This is a genomic window from Mycobacterium sp. H4Y (assembly GCF_000364405.1).
GTDB classification, from domain to species: Bacteria; Actinomycetota; Actinomycetes; order Mycobacteriales; family Mycobacteriaceae; genus Mycobacterium; species Mycobacterium intracellulare.
In genome coordinates this window covers 1,135,231-1,154,773 of the sequence record NZ_AKIG01000002.1, presented here as the reverse complement: position 1 = coordinate 1,154,773, position 19,543 = coordinate 1,135,231, and the positions used below count along the sequence as shown (strand labels likewise).

Here is a 19,543-nt window from a genome sequence, read left to right as displayed (position 1 = left end):
AGAATCCTTTCAGCTCGAAGCCGCCGATCTTCGGATCCTCGAACCACCGCAACAATCCCGGATCAGCCTTGCCGGGGCCGGTACCGGGGGACTCGGCGATCAACTTGGTCGTCGCCCCGCGCACACCGTCGGCCGTACCGCCGGCGATCGCGCCCGCAGTCCCGGTCAGCACCTCGCCCTTCGTCGGGGCCAGAGCGGGTCCCCCGCCGGGTTGGTCGGCCGGTGCCGGGCCGGGTCCTGCAGGGGCAGGTGTGAGGTCGTAACCGTCCGCGTGCAGGGTCCCCATCGCGTTCTGAAACGAGTTGGCGTAGCCGTCCCGGGTCGATTGCAGCTGGCCCAGCGCGGCTTTGGTGTCGCGGATCGCGTCGTCTTCGCGACCGCTGATAAACGCATCCAGCGCGTGTCGATCTTCCGCGGTAAGGGTGGGGTCCTTCTCCAACTCCACCACTTGGCCGATGAAGCCGTCCAGCTGCTGCAACTGACCTTCCAGCGCCGCAATCTGTCCGGCCGCGGCCTTTTGCGCCTCGGCCAGGTTGGCGGCGATGTTTTCCAGGTCTGCAGCGATCTTGGGCAGCTGCAAGGACTGCGCCCCAAGGGATTTCGTCACGCGCTGCACTTCGGCGGAGCCGTTGATCGGATGATCTCCATTCTGATGGTTCCACGCGGCGTCGAAGCGGCTACGGGCCTGGTCGAACGCATTGGTGGCCTCGGCGGTGCATCGGCCCGCCTTGAGAAACGCCTCCGCCAGCTGAGCAATCTGAAACGGGCTACCGGCCTGCAGGCTCTGATTGATCGCCCACGGGTCGCCACCCGCTTCGGCGATCAGCGCCGCGACGCTGATGTAGCGCAGTTGCATGGAGTCGTGAGGTCTTCTTGGTTAGGCCGGGCCTGAGCGAGCACCGGTAGCTGGTCGGCGACATCACGCGGCAGACCGATCCCCCCGCCACGCCGTCGACAAGGTTACCGCCCTAGAACGTGTTGACCTTGTCGATGCTGACGAACATGCCGTGCTTGGTCTGGTCGTTGGTGAAGCGGGTGCCGTCGACGTTGGCGATGATCGTCCACCCCTGGGCGGCGTAGGTCTGGTAATCGATCTTGACGGTCGGGATGGCTCCAAGGTTGCCCAGCACCCACTGCACCTTGCCGCCGGTGGTGACGCTGACGCCGTTGGCGTGCTCGCCGTCCTGCAGCGGGGAGTTGGTGAAGGGCGCCTCGCAGCCGACGGTGTCCTTGTTGATCTGGCAGCGCGTCACGCCGGATTTGGTCTCGATGAAGACGTAGCCGTTCTGGTCGGGCGGCAGGGGGATGGCGCCGGCCGGATTCGTGGGGCCCGTCGGCGCGGCCGGAGCCGTCGGGGCCGGAGCGGCGGTGGCCGACGGCGGCGACGGCGTGGATCGCGGCGTGGGGAAGGACGGTTCGCTCGCGCCCGCCCCGGGCGAAGCCACCGGCCGGCCGCCGATGACGGAGCTGCAGCCGGACACCAGCCCGGAGCCGGCGAACAGGGCTACGAGCAGCAGCGAACCACCGGCCAGGCTCCGCCGCGCATTATCCGAAAACCGCACCCGCCGCTCCCCAGACGATTCGAATGGCGGCACTCAGGTTACCCACCCTCCGACGACAGTCGCTGCACTCGAGTGCCTATCGATGCGGCGCCGATGGTGAAGCTTTACCGCCGCGTGACCGACTCGCGGGGCGACTGTGCGCCGCCACCGCTGGCCCCGGGAACAACACGGGACCGCGGGCCGTTAACATGATCGACAAGTTGAGTGAACCAGGCTCAAGACTGGGTTGACAGCCTATCGCCCTCAGGGGCAGGCTTGAGCGGGGTTCACTCAGCATAGTGGCACCAGACAAGCTCTACACAATCAGGAGGAATCACTATGGCTCGTGCGGTCGGTATCGACCTCGGGACCACCAACTCCGTCGTCGCAGTCCTCGAGGGCGGTGACCCCGTCGTCGTCGCCAACTCCGAGGGCTCGCGGACCACCCCGTCCATCGTCGCGTTCGCGCGCAACGGCGAGGTGCTCGTCGGCCAGCCCGCCAAGAACCAGGCGGTCACCAACGTCGACCGGACCATCCGTTCGGTCAAGCGGCACATGGGCACCGACTGGTCCATCGAGATCGATGACAAGAAATACACCGCCCAGGAGATCAGCGCCCGCGTGCTGATGAAGCTGAAGCGCGACGCCGAGGCATACCTGGGCGAGGACGTCACCGACGCGGTGGTCACCGTGCCGGCGTACTTCAACGACGCCCAGCGTCAGGCGACGAAGGAAGCCGGCCAGATCGCCGGCCTGAACGTCCTGCGCATCGTCAACGAGCCGACCGCCGCCGCACTGGCCTACGGCCTGGACAAGGGCGAGAAGGAGCAGACCATCCTGGTCTTCGACCTCGGTGGCGGCACGTTCGACGTGTCGTTGCTCGAGATCGGCGAGGGCGTGGTCGAGGTCCGCGCCACCAGCGGTGACAACCACCTCGGTGGGGACGACTGGGACGACCGTGTCGTCGACTGGCTCGTCGACAAGTTCAAGGGCACCAGCGGAATTGACCTGACCAAGGACAAGATGGCGATGCAGCGGCTGCGTGAGGCCGCGGAGAAGGCCAAGATCGAACTCTCGAGTTCGCAGAGCACCTCGATCAACCTGCCTTACATCACCGTCGACGCGGACAAGAACCCGCTGTTCCTCGACGAGCAGCTCACGCGCGCCGAATTCCAGCGCATCACACAGGATCTGCTGGACCGCACCCGTCAGCCCTTCCAGTCCGTGATCAAGGACGCCGGCATCTCGGTCTCCGAGATCGACCACGTGGTCCTGGTGGGTGGTTCCACCCGGATGCCCGCGGTGACCGAACTGGTCAAGGAGCTCACCGGCGGCAAGGAGCCCAACAAGGGCGTCAACCCCGACGAGGTGGTGGCCGTGGGTGCCGCTCTTCAGGCTGGCGTGTTGAAGGGCGAGGTGAAAGACGTTCTGCTGCTTGACGTTACGCCGCTGAGCTTGGGTATCGAGACCAAGGGTGGCGTGATGACCAAGCTCATCGAGCGCAACACCACGATCCCGACCAAGCGGTCGGAGACCTTCACCACGGCCGATGACAACCAGCCGTCCGTGCAGATCCAGGTGTACCAGGGTGAGCGCGAAATCGCTTCGCACAACAAGCTGCTCGGCTCATTCGAGCTGACCGGCATCCCGCCGGCGCCCCGCGGCGTCCCGCAGATCGAGGTCACCTTCGACATCGACGCCAACGGCATCGTGCACGTCACGGCCAAGGACAAGGGCACCGGCAAGGAGAACACGATCAAAATCCAGGAGGGCTCCGGCCTGTCCAAGGAGGAGATCGACCGGATGATCAAGGATGCCGAGGCGCACGCCGAGGAGGACCGCCAGCGCCGCGAGGAGGCCGACGTCCGCAACCAGGCCGAATCGCTGGTCTACCAGACGGAGAAGTTCGTCAAGGACCAGCGCGAAGCCGAGGGCGGGTCGAAGGTTCCCGAGGACACGCTGTCCAAGGTCGACGCCGCGATCGCCGAGGCCAAGACGGCCCTGGGCGGCACCGACATCACCGCGATCAAGTCGGCGATGGAGAAGCTGGGCCAGGAGTCGCAGGCGCTCGGGCAGGCCATCTACGAGGCCACCCAGGCCGCGGGCGAGCAGACCGACGCGACCGGTGGTGGTGGGCAGGCTGGCTCCGCTGACGACGTCGTGGACGCGGAGGTGGTCGACGATGACCGGGAGTCCAAGTGACAGAAGGAAACCCACAGGAACAGGTGACCGTCACCGACAAGCGGCGAATCGATCCTGAGACCGGTGAAGTACGGCAGGTCCCTCCCGGCGATACGCCGGGAGGGCCGGCCCCGGCCGATGAGCCGGCGGTTCAGGGCGAGGGCAAGCTCGCCGAGCTGACCGCCGATCTGCAACGCGTGCAGGCCGACTTCGCGAACTACCGCAAGCGGGCGCTGCGTGACCAGCAGGCCGCGGCGGACCGGGCCAAGGCCGCCGTCGTCAACCAATTGCTGGGCGTGCTCGACGATCTCGACCGGGCGCGCAAGCACGGCGACCTCGAGTCGGGCCCGCTGAAGGCGGTGGCCGACAAGCTGGAGGGCGCGCTGACCGGGCTCGGCCTGACGGCGTTCGGCGAGGAGGGCGAGGACTTCGACCCGGTGCTGCACGAAGCCGTCCAGCACGAGGGCGACGGATCTCGCCCGGTGATCGGCACCGTCATGCGGCAGGGCTACAAGCTCGGCGATCAAATCCTGCGCCACGCCATGGTCGGCGTCGTCGACACGGTCGACGACGACGGCGACGAATCGGCCTCGGCCGGTGAGGCTGAGGAAACCGCGCCGGTCGAATCGGACGATAACGCCGGCACGTCCGGTGACTAGACCACACAATCAGCACAACGCAACGCCACAGGTGAGGGGGTGACGCGACATGGCCCAGCGTGAATGGGTCGAAAAAGACTTCTACAAGGAGCTGGGCGTCTCCTCTGACGCCAGTCCCGAAGAGATCAAACGCGCCTACCGCAAACTGGCGCGCGATCTGCACCCGGACGCCAACCCGGACAATCCCGCCGCCGGTGAACGATTCAAAGCCGTGTCGGAGGCGCACAACGTGTTGTCCGATCCGGCCAAGCGCAAGGAATACGACGAAACCCGAAGGCTGTTCGCCGGCGGCGGTTTTGGCGGGCGCCGGTTCGATACCGGCGGCTTCGGTGGCTTCAACGTCGGCGGCGATGGGGCGGAGTTCAACCTCAACGATCTGTTCGATGCCGCCGGCCGCAGCGGTGGCACCAACATCGGCGACCTGTTCGGCGGATTGTTCGGGCGCGGCGCCGGCGGCCGGCCCAGCCGGCCGCGCCGCGGCAACGACCTCGAGACCGAAACCCAGCTGGAATTCGTCGAGGCCGCCAAGGGTGTGGCGATGCCGCTGCGGCTGACCAGCCCCGCGCCGTGCACCAACTGCCATGGCAGCGGGGCGCGGCCGGGCACCAGCCCGAAGGTGTGTCCCACCTGCAACGGCTCCGGCGTGATCAACCGCAACCAGGGCGCGTTCGGTTTCTCCGAGCCCTGCACCGATTGCCGGGGCAGCGGCTCGATCATCGAGCACCCCTGCGAGGAGTGCAAGGGCACCGGGGTCACCACCCGGACCCGCACCATCAACGTGCGCATCCCGCCCGGCGTCGAGGACGGACAGCGCATCCGGCTGCCCGGCCAGGGTGAGGCCGGTCTGCGCGGCGCGCCGTCGGGCGACCTGTACGTGACGGTGCACGTGCGCCCGGACAAGGTGTTCGGCCGCGACGGCGACGACCTGACCGTCACCGTTCCCGTCAGCTTCACCGAATTGGCTTTGGGTTCAACCATTTCGGTGCCCACGCTGGACGGCAAAGTCGGTGTCCGGGTGCCCAAGGGAACTTCCGACGGCCGGATCCTGCGAGTGCGCGGACGCGGTGTGCCCAAGCGCAGCGGCGGCAACGGCGACCTGCTGGTCACCGTAAAGGTCGCCGTGCCACCGAATCTGGAGGGCGCGGCCCAGGAGGCGCTGGAGGCGTACGCCGCCGCCGAGCGCTCCAGCGGGTTTGACCCCCGGGCAGGATGGGCGGGTAATCGCTGATGGCCAAGGGCTCGAGTAATTCAAGAAATGAGGATGCCCGAACGTTCCTGATCTCGGTCGCCGCCGAGCTGGCCGGCATGCACGCCCAAACCCTGCGCACCTACGACCGCCTCGGCCTGGTCAGCCCACGCCGCACTTCCGGTGGGGGACGCCGCTATTCGGAGCACGACGTCGACCTGCTGCGTGAGGTGCAGCGGCTCTCGCAGGACGAGGGGGTCAACCTCGCCGGCATCAAGCGGATCATCGAGCTGACCAACCAGGTCGAGGCGCTGCAGGCGCGGATCAAAGAGTTGAACGAGGAATTGGCGCAGCTGCGCGCCAGCCAGCGCCGCGACGTGGCGGTGGTGCCCAAGAGCACCGCGCTGGTGGTGTGGCAGCCGCGCCGGGGGCGTTAATCCTCGGGAAGTTTCGCTTGCGCCCCAAGGGTTCCTGTCTCCGGGGCACACAACATTCGCAAAAGCGCTAGCGCATGTGCTAGCGCTTTTCGCATGCTCCTGGTGATCAGCAGACAGCGATTGCGGTGACCCAGGTGGTCACTGTGATCGCACCCGGATCGAAAACTGCGTCACCACCGGCTCATCCGGCGCAGCGCAGCGATAGCCGCCGCGGCGCAGCGCGTCGGTCGGTGCGGCCATCGGCTCGAAACAGATGATGGCCTTGGACGGATCGTCGACCGGCGGCGCGAAGATCTGTGCCGCCGGATAGCCCCGCTCGAAATGAACCTCGATGCGGCGTCTGCCCCCGGAGACCGCGAACACCGCGCCCTCGGTGACGTCGTCGTAGGCATCGTCAAAGGCCTTGTCGCGCAACGCCTCTTCGCGCGCCGGCTGCGGCTCGGTCTCTCCGGTGGGCAGCCCCCTGTCGTCAAGATTCAGGTGCCGCAGCGCCGGCGTCTCGACGACCCAGTCACCGCGGGGCACGTCCGGCAGCTGCAGGTAGGGATGAAACCCGAAGCACAGCGGCACCGCCGAGTCGCCGGTGGCGGCGACGGTGGTCCGCACCGTCAGGGTGCGATCGGCCAGTCGCGCGGTCACCGTCAGCACATGCGGGTACGGAAAGCTGGCCAGCAGTCGTGGATCGGCACCGAAATCCACCAGAGCGGTCAGCTCGTTCGGGGACTCGTCCGTCACCCGCCAGCCGGGATAGGCGGCCAGGACGCCGTGGATCGGCAACCCGTTGGGGTCGGCGCGCACCCCGTTCTCACCCGGCATTAGGTCCACCGTCGCGCCCCGCGCGGTATAGGTGTTCGCGCCCAACCGGTTTGCCCACGGATACAGGATCGGGATGCCCATCGTCTTGCCGTCGCTGACATAGGCGTCCAGACCGCGACGTTGGCCGAGCAACTCCGCGTCGGCGTCGCGCAGCGACGTGCCGATCATCCCCGCGTCCGGAACGAACTGGGCAACCAGTGGCGATGAAGGATCGCGCAGGGTGACGACGTGCATGGCTACCTCCAGAGCGGATCGTGCTGAATGCGTTCGGGCGGAGCGCCTTTGGCGAGCAGCGCGGACTTGGTGGCGCTGACCATCGCTGGCCCGCCGCAGATCAGGATCTGACGGTCGCCCCAGCCGCCGTACTTGGTCACCACGTCGGGCAGCCGGCCGATCTGGTGCACGTGCAGGCCCCGCGGCGGCGTGACGTCGGGATAGTCGGCGGCCCACGCCGGGTCGGCGCTGTACTCCGAGACCGGCGACACCGACAGCCACGGGTTGTGCGACGCGACCTGCCACAGGGTGGGCAGGTCGTAGAGTTCGCAGCGGTAGCGCGCGCCGAAGAACAGATGTATCCGCGGGTTGACGGCGTAGCGGGACAGGTCCATGATGAGCGCCCGCAGCGGCGCCAGGCCCGTGCTGCCGGCGACCATCAGCACGTCGCCGCCGTCTCGGTCGACACCCAGGCCGCCGTGTGGGCTGGACAGCCGCCACCGGTCGCCGATGCGGGTTTCGTTGACGATCGCGGTGCTGACCAGGCCGCCCGGCACCAGGCGCACGTGGAACTCGATCCCGCCGCCGGGATCGGCAGGAATGGCGGGGCTCAGATACCGCCAGCGGCGCGGGCATTGCGGCACATGGGCGTTGACGTATTGCCCGGGGTGGTAGTGCATCGGCTGGTCGAGCTGCAGCCGCACGACCGCCAGATCCCGCGACACCCGCAGGTGTTCGATGACGGTGCCGTCCCACCAGGCGGGTCCCTCCTCGGCATCCGCGGCGCCGCTCATCACCCCGGTGATCAGGTTCAGCGACTGCCTGGCCGCGTCGTCGACCGCGCCGGTCCAGGCCGCACCCAGATGCGAGCGCAGCGTCGCCAGCAATGCGCGGCCCAGGGTGTCGTAATGGTGCGGCAGCACACCGTATTTGCGATGGTCCCGCCCGAGCTGGGCCAAAAACGCCACCGGCTCCCGCGCGCGCCGCGCGACCAGTTCGCCGTACACCCAGTGCATCGCGTGGCCGAAAGCGGCGCGCTGGGCGCTCATTTCGGGTGGGAAGAGATCGCGCACCGAGGCGTCGAGGGCGAACCAATGGGTGTAGAAGCGGTGCACCAGCTCGCCGGAATCACCCTGGGAGCCCGAGCGGCCCGCGCCGTCCGGTTCGAAGGCGTCGCGCAGCACGGCCAGCGCTTGGACGTCCTCGAGGCTCACGGGCCCCGATTCTAGGCTCGGATTCCGTGGATTCAGCCCTGCCGGACGACGTTGGCTGTCCCGGCGCTGACGATCTTGGGTGAACCCCAGTGGTAGACAACGACGTTGCCGGCTCCGGATGCGCTCAGCGCGTCCGTGCTGTCGACCGCGACGCGATTGTCGTTGCCGGAGACGGTGACGCTGGTGCAGTGGCCCGTGAGGGTAATCGTGTTGTTCTTTCCGCTCACCGACAGGTAGCCGGCGTGGCAGGGCAGCGTCTTCGTCGTACCGGCGCCGCTCACCTGCAGCGTCCCGGCGTCGGGCACCTCACTGGACTGGCTGCCGTGGGCGAGGTCGGTATGCAGGCCGACCGAGACAAGGCCCGCGACCGCCACTCCGGCGAGGGCGGCCAGCCATAAGCTCCTGCCCCGGCGCGGGGTTCGGGTGGGGTCGGCGGCCTGGTCGGGGTGTTGCATCGTCTGCGTCATCGCTACGGGGGTACCCCGTACGGCGTAGTGCCCAAAACTCGGTAGAGTTGAGCGGAACAGACTCAACATTGACGACGTTGAACAAGCAGACAAGCATTTTTGCCAGCTCCCTTTCGACCCGAATGGAGGCGTCGTGGACTCTTTCAACCCGACCACCAAGACCCAGGCGGCGCTGACCTCGGCGCTGCAGGCGGCCTCGGCCGCCGGTAACCCGGAGATCCGGCCCGCCCACCTGCTGATGGCGTTGCTGACCCAGGCGGACGGCATCGCCGCGCCGCTGCTGGAGGCCGTGGGGGTCGCGCCCGCCACCATCCGCGCCGAAGCCGAGCGCCTGCTCGAGCGGCTGCCGCAGGCCAGCGGCGCCAGCTCGCAGCCGCAGCTCTCGCGCGAGTCGCTGGCCGCCATCACCACCGCCCAGCAACTGGCCACCGAGATGGACGACGAATACGTCTCCACCGAACACCTGATGGTCGGCCTTGCCACCGGCGACTCCGACGTCGCCAAGCTGCTCACCGGGCACGGCGCGTCGCCGCAGGCGTTGCGGGAGGCGTTCGTCAAGGTCCGCGGCAGCGCCCGGGTCACCAGCGCCGACCCCGAGGCCACCTATCAGGCGCTGGAGAAGTACTCGACCGACCTGACCGCGCGCGCCCGCGAGGGCAAGCTCGACCCGGTTATCGGGCGTGACAACGAGATTCGCCGCGTCGTGCAGGTGTTGAGCCGGCGCACCAAGAACAACCCGGTGCTGATCGGCGAGCCCGGCGTCGGCAAGACCGCGATCGTGGAGGGCCTGGCCCAGCGCATCGTCGCCGGCGACGTGCCGGAGAGCCTGCGCGACAAGACCGTCATCAGCCTGGACCTCGGCTCGATGGTCGCCGGCGCCAAGTACCGCGGCGAATTCGAGGAACGCCTCAAGGCCGTCCTGGACGACATCAAGAACTCCGCCGGGCAGATCATCACCTTCATCGACGAGCTGCATACCATCGTCGGCGCCGGCGCGACCGGCGAGGGTGCGATGGACGCCGGCAACATGATCAAGCCGATGCTGGCCCGCGGCGAGCTGCGCCTGGTCGGCGCCACCACGCTCGACGAGTACCGCAAGTACATCGAGAAGGACGCCGCGCTGGAGCGCCGCTTCCAGCAGGTGCTGGTCGGCGAGCCGTCGGTGGAGGACACCGTCGGCATCCTGCGCGGGCTCAAGGACCGCTACGAGGTGCACCACGGTGTCCGCATCACCGACTCGGCCCTGGTGGCCGCGGCGACGCTGTCCGACCGCTACATCACCGCGCGGTTCCTGCCGGACAAGGCCATCGACCTGGTCGACGAGGCCGCCAGCCGGCTGAAGATGGAGATCGACTCGCGGCCCGTCGAGATCGACGAGGTCGAGCGCCTGGTTCGCCGCCTCGAGATCGAGGAGATGGCGCTGGCCAAAGAAGAGGACGAGGCGTCCAAGGAGCGGCTGGAGAAGCTGCGCTCCGAGCTGGCCGACCAGAAGGAGAAGCTCGCCGAGCTCACCACGCGCTGGCAGAACGAGAAGAACGCGATCGACGTGGTGCGCGAGCTCAAGGAACAGCTCGAGGCGCTGCGCGGGGAGTCCGAGCGCGCCGAGCGCGACGGCGACCTGGCCAAGGCCGCCGAGCTGCGCTACGGCCGCATCCCCGAGGTCGAGAAGAAACTCGACGCCGCGCTTCCGCAGGCCGAGGCCCGCGAGAACGTGATGCTCAAGGAGGAGGTCGGCCCCGACGACATCGCCGACGTGGTGTCGGCGTGGACCGGCATCCCGGCCGGACGGATGCTCGAGGGCGAGACCGCCAAACTGCTGCGCATGGAAGACGAGCTGGGCAAGCGCGTCATCGGGCAGCGCAAGGCGGTGACGGCGGTGTCCGACGCCGTGCGGCGCGCCCGCGCGGGCGTCGCCGACCCCAACCGGCCCACCGGTTCGTTCATGTTCCTGGGCCCGACCGGTGTCGGTAAGACCGAGCTGGCCAAGGCGCTGGCGGAATTCCTGTTCGACGACGAGCGCGCGATGGTCCGCATCGACATGAGCGAGTACGGCGAGAAGCACTCGGTGGCCCGGCTGGTCGGCGCCCCTCCCGGCTACATCGGCTACGACCAGGGCGGTCAGCTGACCGAGGCGGTGCGGCGGCGTCCGTACACGGTGATCCTGTTCGACGAGATCGAGAAGGCGCACCCGGACGTGTTCGACGTGCTGTTGCAGGTGCTCGACGAGGGCCGGCTCACCGACGGGCAGGGCCGCACGGTCGACTTCCGCAACACCATCCTGATCCTGACGTCCAACCTGGGCTCGGGTGGCACCGAGGAGCAGGTGATGGCCGCGGTGCGCTCGGCGTTCAAGCCGGAGTTCATCAACCGGCTCGACGACGTCATCGTCTTCGCCGGCCTGGAGCCCGGTGAGCTGGTGGCCATCGTCGACATCCAGCTGGCGCAGCTGCAGAAGCGGCTGGCGCAGCGCCGCCTCACCCTCGAGGTGTCGCTGCCGGCCAAGCAGTGGCTGGCGCATCGGGGATTCGACCCGGTCTACGGCGCGCGGCCGCTGCGCCGGCTGGTGCAACAGGCCATCGGCGACCAGCTGGCCAAGCTGTTGCTGGCCGGCGACGTGCACGACGGCGACACCGTGCCGGTGAACGTCAGCCCCGACGGCGACTCCCTGATCCTGGGCTGAGCCGCGCTCGAACGTCGACTTGTTGTGGTTCTTTCCCCGGAAACCGCCCAACAAGTCGACGTTCGGCGTTTGGACGCGCATTGGTAGCGTCCCACCGACGGCAGATCGGAGGCCAACATGGCGTGGGACTTCAGCACCGAGCCGGATTTCCAGGCGAAGCTCGACTGGGTCGAGGATTTTTGCCGCGAGGAGATCGAGCCGCTGGACTTCGTGTTCCCCTACGCGGTGCGCTCGCCCGATCCCCGGGTGAAGGCCTACGTGCGCGGTCTGCAGCAGCAGATCAAGGACCAGGGGCTGTGGGCGATCTTCCTCGACGAGGAGTTGGGCGGCCCCGGTTTCGGTCAGCTCAAGCTGGCGCTACTGAACGAGGTCATCGGCCGCTACCCGCAGGCCCCGCAGATGTTCGGCGCCGCGGCACCCGACACCGGCAACATGGAGATGCTCGCCGCGTTCGGCACCGAGGAGCAGAAGAAGCGGTGGCTCGAGCCGCTGCTCAACCAGGACATGTTCTCGGCGTATTCGATGACCGAGCCACAGGGCGGATCCGACCCCAGCCTGTTCAAGACCCACGCCGTGCGCGACGGCGACGAGTGGGTCATCAACGGCGAGAAGTGGTTCACCTCGGCGGGACGGGTGGCCGACATCCTCTTCGTGATGTGCACCAACGGCATGTTCGTCGTGCCGCGCCGCACCCCGGGCGTCGAGATCCAGCCCGAGCCGCGCAACCACAACCACATCATCTACAACGACGTCCGGGTTCCGCTCGACCATTTGCTCGGCCCCGAGGACGGCGCCAAGACGCTGGCCCAGCGTCGGCTCGGCGGTGGCCGCATCCACCACGCGATGCGCACCATCGCCCAGTGCCGGCTCGCGTTCGACATGATGTGCGAGCGGGCGCTGTCGCGGGAGTCGCACGGCAAGGTCATCGCGGAGCATCAGATGGTGCAGGAGAAGATCGCCGACTCCTACGCCGCGATCCGCATGCTGCGGCTGCTGGTGCTCGAAACGGCGTGGAAGATCGACAATTCCAGCACCAAGGAGGCCCGCACCGACATCGCGACGGTCAAGTTCACGATGGCCAAGGTGCTGCGCGACGTGTCGTACAACGCCCTGCACATCCTCGGGTCGCTCGGAACCACCGACCTGACGCCGCTGCAGGCGATGTATGCGAGCGCGCCGACGATGGGGCTGGCCGACGGCGCCGACGAGGTCCACAAGGCCACCGTCGCCCGGCGCCTGCTGCGCGACTACAGCCCGCAACAGCATCCGTACTGGCCGACGGAGTACTTCCCCGCCAAGCGGGAGGCGGCGTGGGCGAAATTCGAGCCGAAGTTCCAGGCAGAACCCGAACTGCGGGCCGCGGCCGAGGACTCCAAGAAGTACTTCGCCCGTCGGCGCTGACGCCCGCCCGCGCCGCAATGCATCCTGTGATTGGGTTGTGACCTGGTCGCCTTCTGTGTTCCGGGCCAATAGCAGATACGCTGTTTTGGATGGTCCCCCTCTGGTTCACGCTCTCCGCGCTGTGCTTTGTCGGCGCGGGGGTGCTGCTGTACGTCGATGTCGACCGTCGGCGCGGACGCAGCAGGCGCCGTAAGTCGTGGGCGCGGTCGCACGGATTCGACTACGAGCGGGAATCGGCCGACATCCTCAAGCGCTGGAAGCGCGGCGTGATGTCGACGGTGGGTGACGTGACCGCGCAGAACGTGGTGCTGGGCCAGATCCGCGGCGAGGCGGTCTACATCTTCGACCTCGAAGAGGTCGCCACGGTGATCGCGCTGCACCGCAAGGTTGGTACCAACGTCGTGGTGGACCTGCGGCTCAAGGGGCTCAAAGAGCCACGGGAGAGCGACATTTGGCTGCTGGGCGCGATCGGGCCGCGGATGGTGTACTCCACCAACCTGGACGCCGCCCGCCGGGCCTGCGACCGCCGCATGGTCACCTTCGCCCACACCGCGCCGGATTCCGCCGAGATCATGTGGAACGAGCAGAACTGGACGCTGGTCGCCATGCCGATCACCAGCACCCGCACCCAGTGGGACGAGGGTCTGCGCACCGTGCGGCAGTTCAACGACCTGTTGCGCGTGCTGCCGCCGCTGCCGGAGGAGACCCCGCAGGAGTCCGGGGCACCGGCGGGACCGCGCAACGCGTCGCCGAGCCGCCCGTTGGCGCCGGCGGGCCGCGCCGAGCTGCCGCCCCGGCGCGCGCAGCAGGATGTGGCCGGCCTGATCGGGCCCGACGCCGCGGCGGGGCCGCCGCGCGGCCGAGCCGGTGCGCCGCGACCAGCCGCGACCGGAGCCGCGCCCCGATACGCTGCGCCGCCCGCCCCCGACCGGGCGCAACGGCCACCAGGCCACCAACTATCAGCGCTGACGGCGGGTAGCCGGGAGGCCGGTGGGGCCGCCGTCACTAGGATGGCGCTCATGCCCCGCCCCGTCGCCCTGATCACCGGGCCCACCTCCGGGATCGGCGCCGGGTACGCGCGACGCTTCGCCCGCGACGGCTACGACTTGGTGCTGGTCGCCCGCGACGCCGAACGGTTGAACCGGCTGGCGGACGAATTGAAGAGCACCGCAGGCGACGTCGAGGTTCTCCCCGCCGACTTGGGCGATGCGGCCGACCGGCAACGGGTGTGCGGTCGCCTCGCCGCCGGAGTGCGCGTCCTGGTGAACAACGCCGGCTTCGCGACGTCCGGCGACTTCTGGTCCACCGACCCCGCCGTGCTGCAATCCCAGCTCGACGTCAACGTCACCGCGGTCATGCACCTGACCCGGGCGGCGCTGCCGGGCATGCTCGACGCGGGCGCCGGCACGGTCATCAACATCGCCAGCGTCGCCGGGCTGGTGCCCGGGCGGGGCTCGACGTATTCGGCGTCCAAGGCGTGGGTGATCTCGTTCAGCGAGGGCTTGTCCGTCGGGCTGCAGGGCACCGGGGTTTCGGTGCACGCCGTGTGTCCGGGCTACGTGCGCACCGAATTTCACGCCCGCGCCGGGATCGACATGTCCAAGTCGCCGTCGTTCATGTGGCTCGAGGTCGACGACGTGGTCGGCCAGAGCCTCGCCGACATCGCCCGCGGCAAGGTGATCAGCATTCCCGGTCTGCAGTACAAGGCGATCATCGCCGCCGAGCGGATGATCCCGCGGACCCTGATGCGGGCGGTCACCAAACGAGTCGGTGGTGGCCGTGGCCGAACCTGAGCGCGAGGAGCTGGCCGAACTGGTGCGCCGCCTGGCGGTGGTGCACGGCCGGGTCACGCTGTCGTCCGGCAAGGAGGCCGACTACTACGTCGACCTGCGCCGGGCGACCCTGCACCATCGCGCGTCGGCGCTGATCGGCAAGCTGATGCGCGAGCTGACCAGCGACTGGGACTACGCGGTGGTGGGCGGGCTGACCCTGGGCGCCGACCCGGTGGCCACCGCCATCATGCACGCGCCGGGCCGGCCCATCGACGCTTTCGTTGTGCGCAAGTCCGCCAAAGCCCATGGGCTGCAACGACTTATCGAAGGCTCCGAGGTCTCCGGGCAGCGGGTGCTGGTGGTCGAGGACACCAGCACCACCGGCAACTCGGCGCTCACCGCGGTGCGCGCCGTGCAGGACGCGGGCGGCGAGGTGCTGGGGGTGGCCACCGTGGTGGACCGCGCCACCGGCGCCGCCGAGGCCATCGAGGCCGAGGGGCTGCCGTACCGCAGCGTGCTGGGACTGGCCGAGCTGGGGCTGGGCTAGGTGCCGGCGACTTTTTCGATGCACCGATTGCCACACCCGCCGCAGCGGTCCCTGGCCGGGGCGATGTGCGTGGTGCCCGCCTCGCAGCGACAACGGCGTCGAGGCGCGCAGGCGCCCGATTTGTCGCTCGGAGGTGGGCAATTCGCCACTCCTTTCCGGCGGGGACTGCTGTGCCGCATGTGCCTCGCGTGGCCCATGCGTTCGGGTCCGTCCCCGAGGCGCTGATTCGATGCGCGCCGTCCTTGCGATCGCCGCGTGCCTGGCGCTCTGCCTGGCCGGCTGCTCATCGACCAACCCCGCCGCCGCGCCCTACGGGGCCCAGGGCGCGCGGCTCGGCGAATCGCTGGCGCTGCTGGGCTGGAACATGTCCGTGTCGAACCTGCGCTGGGACGGCGACTATGTGCTGGTGGACGTCGACGCGAGTCCTGCCTCGACCAAGGACCCGCACGCCAAACCCACCGACATCCGCTTCGGCCTGTACGGCGCGCTGGCCCACCCCATGGAGGCCGACGGCCTGGGCAGCTGCGAGAACGCGAAGACCGGCGTGCACGACATTCGCGCGCCGCTGTCCGCGCCGCCCGACCGGCTCACCGGCACGGTTTGCCTTGGGCCGCTGAAGGATCGGAGTCAGGTCCGCGGCATCTACGGCTACTCGCCGCGCGACCGCATCCCGAACAGCTCGTCGGCCTATCCGGTCGCCTTCCCGGTCGGCCTCCTGCCGACCAACCCCAACGACAGCGGCGGGCTGGCGGTCAAGACCGCCAGCCTGACGGCATGGCGGGCCGACGGCAAACCGGTGACCAAGGCGCAACTGGGTGATCCGGGGGCGTTCACCGGCAACGGCTACATGCTGCTCGGGTTGGAGGCCACCGCCATCGCGGCCCGCTACCGCGACGAGTCCGCCAAGCGCGGCGGCCCGATGATGTTGCTGGCCTCGCCGACGCTGCCCGCCCCGGGACTCAACCCCGCCTGCGCGACCTACGGCTCGTCGGTGCTGATCCTGCCCGACGCGTCGCTGGACGCGGTGCACGTCAACGCCTCGCTGTGCACCCAGGGCGAGATCAACGACGCGCTGCTCTACGCGACACTGGCCATCGACGGCACGCACGCCGGGGTGTGGACCCAGCGATGAGCGGACCCGGGCCCACCGAATGGTCCGCGACCCCGCCCGCCGGCGTCGGGCCGTGGCCGGGCGAACCACCCGACGACCCGCGGTATGACCCAATCCTGTTGCGCGAGGGCGACACTCGCAACGTCGTCGACGCCTACCGGTACTGGACCCGGGAAGCCATCGTCGCCGACATCGACCGGCGACGGCATCCCCTGCACGTGGCGATCGAGAACTTCGGTCACGACGCCAACATCGGTTCGGTGGTGCGCACCGCCAACGCCTTCGCCGTGCACACCGTGCACATCGTAGGGCGGCGGCGGTGGAATCGCCGTGGCGCCATGGTGACCGACCGCTATCAGCGGCTGTGCCACCACGACAGCACCGCCGAGCTGCTCGACTTCGCGGCGGACGCCGGCCTGACCGTCGTCGCCGTCGACAACGTCCCGGGCGCGGCGCGGCTCGAGGAGACCGCGCTGCCGCGCGAGTGCCTGCTGGTGTTCGGTCAGGAGGGGCCCGGCATCACCGACGACACCCGCGGCGGCGCGACCCTGACGGTGTCGATCGCCCAGTTCGGCTCGACGCGCAGCATCAACGCCGGCGTCGCCGCGGGGATCGCCATGCACACCTGGGTGGAGCAGCACGCCGACCTGTCCCGCGCCTGGTGACACCCGCCGGGCGCGTTGAGTGTGAACCGGCGGCGTTGACTGTGCGCTGACGGCGGGCCAGCTCGGCGTGTCGCCGCCACACATGCACACCGAAAGCCCTGCGTTCACACTCGACGCCGCGCGCTCACACGCATGCGGCAGGATCGGCAGGTATGGATCAGCTATGGGCCAACCGGGCGGCCAGCTGCGAAGCCGCTGTCACACAACGGCACCTGAAGCGGCTGTGGGGTCTACCCGCCACACAGCTCGGGGTGGTGGCCTGGCCGGCGCAGCGCAAAGACCGGCTGTTCGGGACCTGGCACTACTGGTGGCAGGCGCATCTGCTGGACTGCCTCATCGACGCCCAGCAGCGCGATCCGCAGCCCCACCGGCACACCGAGATCAACCGGCAGGTCCGTTCGCACCGGCTGCGCAACAACTTCTCGTGGATCAACAACTACTACGACGACATGGCCTGGCTGGCGCTGGCGCTCGAACGTGCCGCGCGCATCGCCAGCGTCGAGCGCCGAAAAGCGTTGCCCAAGCTGGCGAACCAATTCCTGACGGCGTGGTCGCCGGAGGACGGCGGCGGCATCCCGTGGCGCAAGCAGGACAAGTTCTTCAACGCCCCGGCCAACGGCCCCGCGGGGATCTTCCTCGCCCGGTACGGCGATCACCTGAAACGTGCCGAGCAGATGGCGAATTGGATCGAGGCGACGCTCATCGACCCCGAGACGCACCTGGTGTTCGACGGCATCAAGGCGGGGTCGCTGGTGCGCGCGCAGTACACCTACTGCCAGGGCGTGGTGCTGGGGCTCGAGACCGAGCTGGCCGCCCGCGCCGGGGCCGAGGTGAGGGCCCGGCACGCCGCGCGGGTGCATCGGCTGGTCGCGGCCGTGCGCGAGCACATGGCCCCGGCGGGCGTGCTGGTCGGCGCCGGCGGCGGCGACGGCGGCCTGTTCGCCGGCGTGACCGCCCGCTACCTGGCGCTGGTGGCGACCACGCTGCCGGGGGATTCGCCGGAGGACGCGATGGCCCGCGATACCGCCCGCCAGATCGTGCTGGCCAGCGCGAAGTCGGCGTGGGACTACCGCCAGACGGTGGACGGGCTGCCGGTGTTCGGCCCGTTCTGGGACCGCGACGCCCAGGTGCCCACCGCGGGCGGCAAAGAGGCTGAGTTCGTCGAGGGCGCGGTGATGGCGTCCGAGGTCGCCGAGCGGGACCTGTCGGTGCAGCTGTCGGGGTGGATGCTCATGGAGGCCGCCTGTAACGTCTCCGCCGAATCGTCGCACGAGGACAGGAGCGCCCTGTGAAGAAAGTCCACCCCGACGCGGAGTCGGCGCTGCACGGCCTGCTGAAGGACGGCATCACCATCGCCGCCGGCGGCTTCGGCCTGTGCGGCATCCCGGAGAAGCTGATCCGGGCCCTGGTGGACAGCGGCATCAAGGACCTCACCATCGTCGGAAACAACGCCGGCGTAGACGATTTCGGCATGGGCCTGCTGCTCAAGGGCAGGCAGGTGAAGAAGGTGATCGCCTCCTATGTGGGGGAGAACAAGGAGTTCGAGCGGCAGGTGCTGGCCGGCGAGCTCGACCTCGCGCTCACGCCCCAGGGCACGCTGGCGGAGAAGCTGCGGGCCGGCGGCGCCGGGATTCCCGGCTTCTACACGCGCACGGCCTACGGCACCAATCTCGCCGAGGGCAAGGACACCCGGGTCTTCGACGGTACGGAATACGTTCTGGAAGAAGGCATCCGGGCGGACGTGGCGCTCGTCAAGGCGTGGAAGGGTGACACGACCGGCAACCTCGTCTACCGCAAGACGGCGCGCAATTTCAACCCCATGATCGCCACCTGCGCCGCGGTCACGGTGGCCGAAGTCGAGGAGCTGGTCGAGGTCGGCGAGCTGGATCCGGACCTGATCCACACCCCCGGCATCTACGTGGACCGCATCATCGAGGGCATCGGCTACGAGAAGCGCATCGAGTTCCGCACCACCAGCGGCGGCGCAGCGCTGAAGAACGACAGCCCCATTCGCGAGCTCATGGCCCAGCGCGCGGCCCGCGAATTGCGCGACGGCTACTACGTGAACCTGGGCATCGGCATCCCGACGTTGGTGGCCAACTTCATTCCCGACGACATCAACGTCACGCTGCAGTCGGAGAACGGCTTGCTCGGCATCGGGGCCTACCCGAGCGAGGACAGCGTGGACCCCGATCTCATCAACGCCGGCAAGCAGACCATCACGAGCCTGCCCGGCTCCAGCTTTTTCAGCAGCGCCGACTCCTTCGCGATGATCCGCGGCGGCCACATCGACCTGTCGATCCTGGGCGCGCTCGAGGTGGCCGAGAACGGCGACCTGGCCAACTGGATGGTGCCCGGCAAGATGGTCAAAGGGCCTGGCGGCGCAATGGATCTCGTGTCGGGTGTCAAGCGGGTGATCGTCGTCATGGACCACACCGCGAAAGACGGCAGCCCGAAAATCCTCAAGCAATGCACGTTGCCGCTGACCGGCAAGGGCGTGGTCGACATGATCATCACCAACCTGTGCGTCTTCGACGTCGAGCCGGGGCAGGGGCTGGTGCTCACGGAACTGCATCCCGGGGTGACGGTCGAGGACGTCCGCGCCAAGACCGGCTGCGATTTCACCGTCGCGGTCTGAGCCGCGCGCGGCCCG

The 19,543-nt window shown here is 68.8% G+C and carries 16 protein-coding genes and 2 pseudogenes; 13 read left to right on the top strand and 5 right to left on the bottom strand.

The genetic code is table 11. The annotated features are described in order from the left end of the window. Positions 1-256 precede the first annotated feature (256 nt). Positions 257-856: pseudogene (locus tag W7U_RS26980) on the bottom strand (hypothetical protein); the annotation flags it as partial. A gap of 112 nt (positions 857-968) precedes the next feature. Further along, the gene (locus W7U_RS19305) at positions 969-1,562 is read right to left on the bottom strand and encodes a hypothetical protein (protein ID WP_008261546.1); all 594 of its coding nucleotides are present in this window, start codon (positions 1,560-1,562) and stop codon (positions 969-971) included. 318 nt (positions 1,563-1,880) lie between these two features. On the opposite strand from W7U_RS19305, the gene dnaK reads away from it, so the two are divergent. The 4 genes from dnaK to W7U_RS19285 are packed head-to-tail and all read left to right on the top strand — an operon-like array spanning position 1,881 to position 6,004. Then, positions 1,881-3,743 (top strand): molecular chaperone DnaK, encoded by a 1,863-nt coding sequence (gene dnaK / locus W7U_RS19300; RefSeq protein WP_008261534.1) that lies wholly within the window; start codon positions 1,881-1,883, stop codon positions 3,741-3,743. Then, complete coding sequence (gene grpE / locus W7U_RS19295; RefSeq protein ID WP_036429540.1) at positions 3,740-4,381, top strand: nucleotide exchange factor GrpE; 642 nt, start codon at positions 3,740-3,742, stop codon at positions 4,379-4,381. Before dnaK ends, grpE begins: the two co-directional genes overlap by 4 nt. 49 nt (positions 4,382-4,430) lie before the next feature. Then, complete coding sequence (dnaJ, locus tag W7U_RS19290) at positions 4,431-5,609, top strand: molecular chaperone DnaJ (RefSeq protein ID WP_008261532.1); 1,179 nt, start codon at positions 4,431-4,433, stop codon at positions 5,607-5,609. Continuing rightward, positions 5,609-6,004, top strand: coding sequence for a helix-turn-helix domain-containing protein (locus W7U_RS19285; RefSeq protein ID WP_008261523.1), 396 nt, complete (start codon positions 5,609-5,611; stop codon positions 6,002-6,004). The genes dnaJ and W7U_RS19285 overlap by 1 nt, the downstream gene beginning before the upstream one ends. A 138-nt stretch (positions 6,005-6,142) precedes the next feature. Here the strand turns inward: W7U_RS19285 and W7U_RS19280 are convergent, their stop codons facing one another. Genes W7U_RS19280 through W7U_RS19270 form a run of 3 tightly spaced genes read right to left on the bottom strand, consistent with a single transcriptional unit; the run spans position 6,143 to position 8,702 of the window. After that, the gene (locus W7U_RS19280; RefSeq protein WP_008261521.1) at positions 6,143-7,054 is read right to left on the bottom strand and encodes an aldose 1-epimerase; all 912 of its coding nucleotides are present in this window, start codon (positions 7,052-7,054) and stop codon (positions 6,143-6,145) included. Positions 7,055-7,056: 2 nt separating this feature from the next. Next, the gene (locus W7U_RS19275; protein ID WP_008261520.1) at positions 7,057-8,247 is read right to left on the bottom strand and encodes an FAD-binding oxidoreductase; all 1,191 of its coding nucleotides are present in this window, start codon (positions 8,245-8,247) and stop codon (positions 7,057-7,059) included. 32 nt (positions 8,248-8,279) lie between these two features. Beyond that, positions 8,280-8,702 (bottom strand): DUF3060 domain-containing protein, encoded by a 423-nt coding sequence (locus tag W7U_RS19270; RefSeq protein WP_014712484.1) that lies wholly within the window; start codon positions 8,700-8,702, stop codon positions 8,280-8,282. Between the two features lie 145 nt (positions 8,703-8,847). Here W7U_RS19270 and clpB point away from each other — a divergent pair, with 145 nt between their 5' ends. From clpB to W7U_RS26940, 9 genes and pseudogenes are all read left to right on the top strand, one after another. Next, the gene (gene clpB / locus W7U_RS19265) at positions 8,848-11,394 is read left to right on the top strand and encodes an ATP-dependent chaperone ClpB (RefSeq protein WP_008261516.1); all 2,547 of its coding nucleotides are present in this window, start codon (positions 8,848-8,850) and stop codon (positions 11,392-11,394) included. A gap of 117 nt (positions 11,395-11,511) precedes the next feature. Further along, a complete protein-coding gene (locus tag W7U_RS19260) occupies positions 11,512-12,795 on the top strand; it encodes an acyl-CoA dehydrogenase family protein (protein ID WP_008261510.1) in 1,284 nt (427 codons plus the stop codon). Positions 12,796-12,884: 89 nt separating this feature from the next. Continuing rightward, positions 12,885-13,764 (top strand): annotated as a pseudogene (ttfA, locus tag W7U_RS19255) (trehalose monomycolate transport factor TtfA). 50 nt (positions 13,765-13,814) lie between these two features. Beyond that, a complete protein-coding gene (locus tag W7U_RS19250; RefSeq protein WP_008261508.1) occupies positions 13,815-14,588 on the top strand; it encodes an SDR family oxidoreductase in 774 nt (257 codons plus the stop codon). Then, entirely contained in the window at positions 14,575-15,114 is a 540-nt protein-coding gene (gene pyrE / locus W7U_RS19245) for an orotate phosphoribosyltransferase (protein WP_008261506.1), read from the top strand. The genes W7U_RS19250 and pyrE overlap by 14 nt, the downstream gene beginning before the upstream one ends. A gap of 229 nt (positions 15,115-15,343) precedes the next feature. Beyond that, a complete protein-coding gene (locus W7U_RS19240; protein WP_008261503.1) occupies positions 15,344-16,246 on the top strand; it encodes a hypothetical protein in 903 nt (300 codons plus the stop codon). Next, positions 16,243-16,890, top strand: a complete 648-nt coding sequence (locus W7U_RS19235) for an RNA methyltransferase (RefSeq protein ID WP_008261501.1) — start codon at positions 16,243-16,245, stop codon at positions 16,888-16,890. Before W7U_RS19240 ends, W7U_RS19235 begins: the two co-directional genes overlap by 4 nt. A 152-nt stretch (positions 16,891-17,042) precedes the next feature. Next, a complete protein-coding gene (locus tag W7U_RS19230) occupies positions 17,043-18,182 on the top strand; it encodes a glycoside hydrolase family 76 protein (RefSeq protein WP_008261499.1) in 1,140 nt (379 codons plus the stop codon). Then, positions 18,179-19,528, top strand: a complete 1,350-nt coding sequence (locus W7U_RS26940) for a 3-oxoacid CoA-transferase (RefSeq protein WP_008261497.1) — start codon at positions 18,179-18,181, stop codon at positions 19,526-19,528. The genes W7U_RS19230 and W7U_RS26940 overlap by 4 nt, the downstream gene beginning before the upstream one ends. Positions 19,529-19,543 lie beyond the last annotated feature (15 nt).

What these genes read in the sequence shown, in the direction of transcription:
- dnaK (WP_008261534.1), top strand. Translation starts at nt 1,881, where the DNA reads ATGGCTCGTGCGGTCGGTATCGACCTCGGGACCACCAACTCCGTCGTC.
- W7U_RS19260 (WP_008261510.1), top strand. Translation starts at nt 11,512, where the DNA reads ATGGCGTGGGACTTCAGCACCGAGCCGGATTTCCAGGCGAAGCTCGAC.
- W7U_RS19250 (WP_008261508.1), top strand. Translation starts at nt 13,815, where the DNA reads ATGCCCCGCCCCGTCGCCCTGATCACCGGGCCCACCTCCGGGATCGGC.
- W7U_RS19285 (WP_008261523.1), top strand. Translation starts at nt 5,609, where the DNA reads ATGGCCAAGGGCTCGAGTAATTCAAGAAATGAGGATGCCCGAACGTTC.
- W7U_RS19270 (WP_014712484.1), bottom strand. Translation starts at nt 8,702, where the DNA reads ATGCAACACCCCGACCAGGCCGCCGACCCCACCCGAACCCCGCGCCGG.
- W7U_RS19240 (WP_008261503.1), top strand. Translation starts at nt 15,344, where the DNA reads ATGCGCGCCGTCCTTGCGATCGCCGCGTGCCTGGCGCTCTGCCTGGCC.
- W7U_RS19235 (WP_008261501.1), top strand. Translation starts at nt 16,243, where the DNA reads ATGAGCGGACCCGGGCCCACCGAATGGTCCGCGACCCCGCCCGCCGGC.
- W7U_RS19230 (WP_008261499.1), top strand. Translation starts at nt 17,043, where the DNA reads ATGGATCAGCTATGGGCCAACCGGGCGGCCAGCTGCGAAGCCGCTGTC.
- W7U_RS19280 (WP_008261521.1), bottom strand. Translation starts at nt 7,054, where the DNA reads ATGCACGTCGTCACCCTGCGCGATCCTTCATCGCCACTGGTTGCCCAG.
- dnaJ (WP_008261532.1), top strand. Translation starts at nt 4,431, where the DNA reads ATGGCCCAGCGTGAATGGGTCGAAAAAGACTTCTACAAGGAGCTGGGC.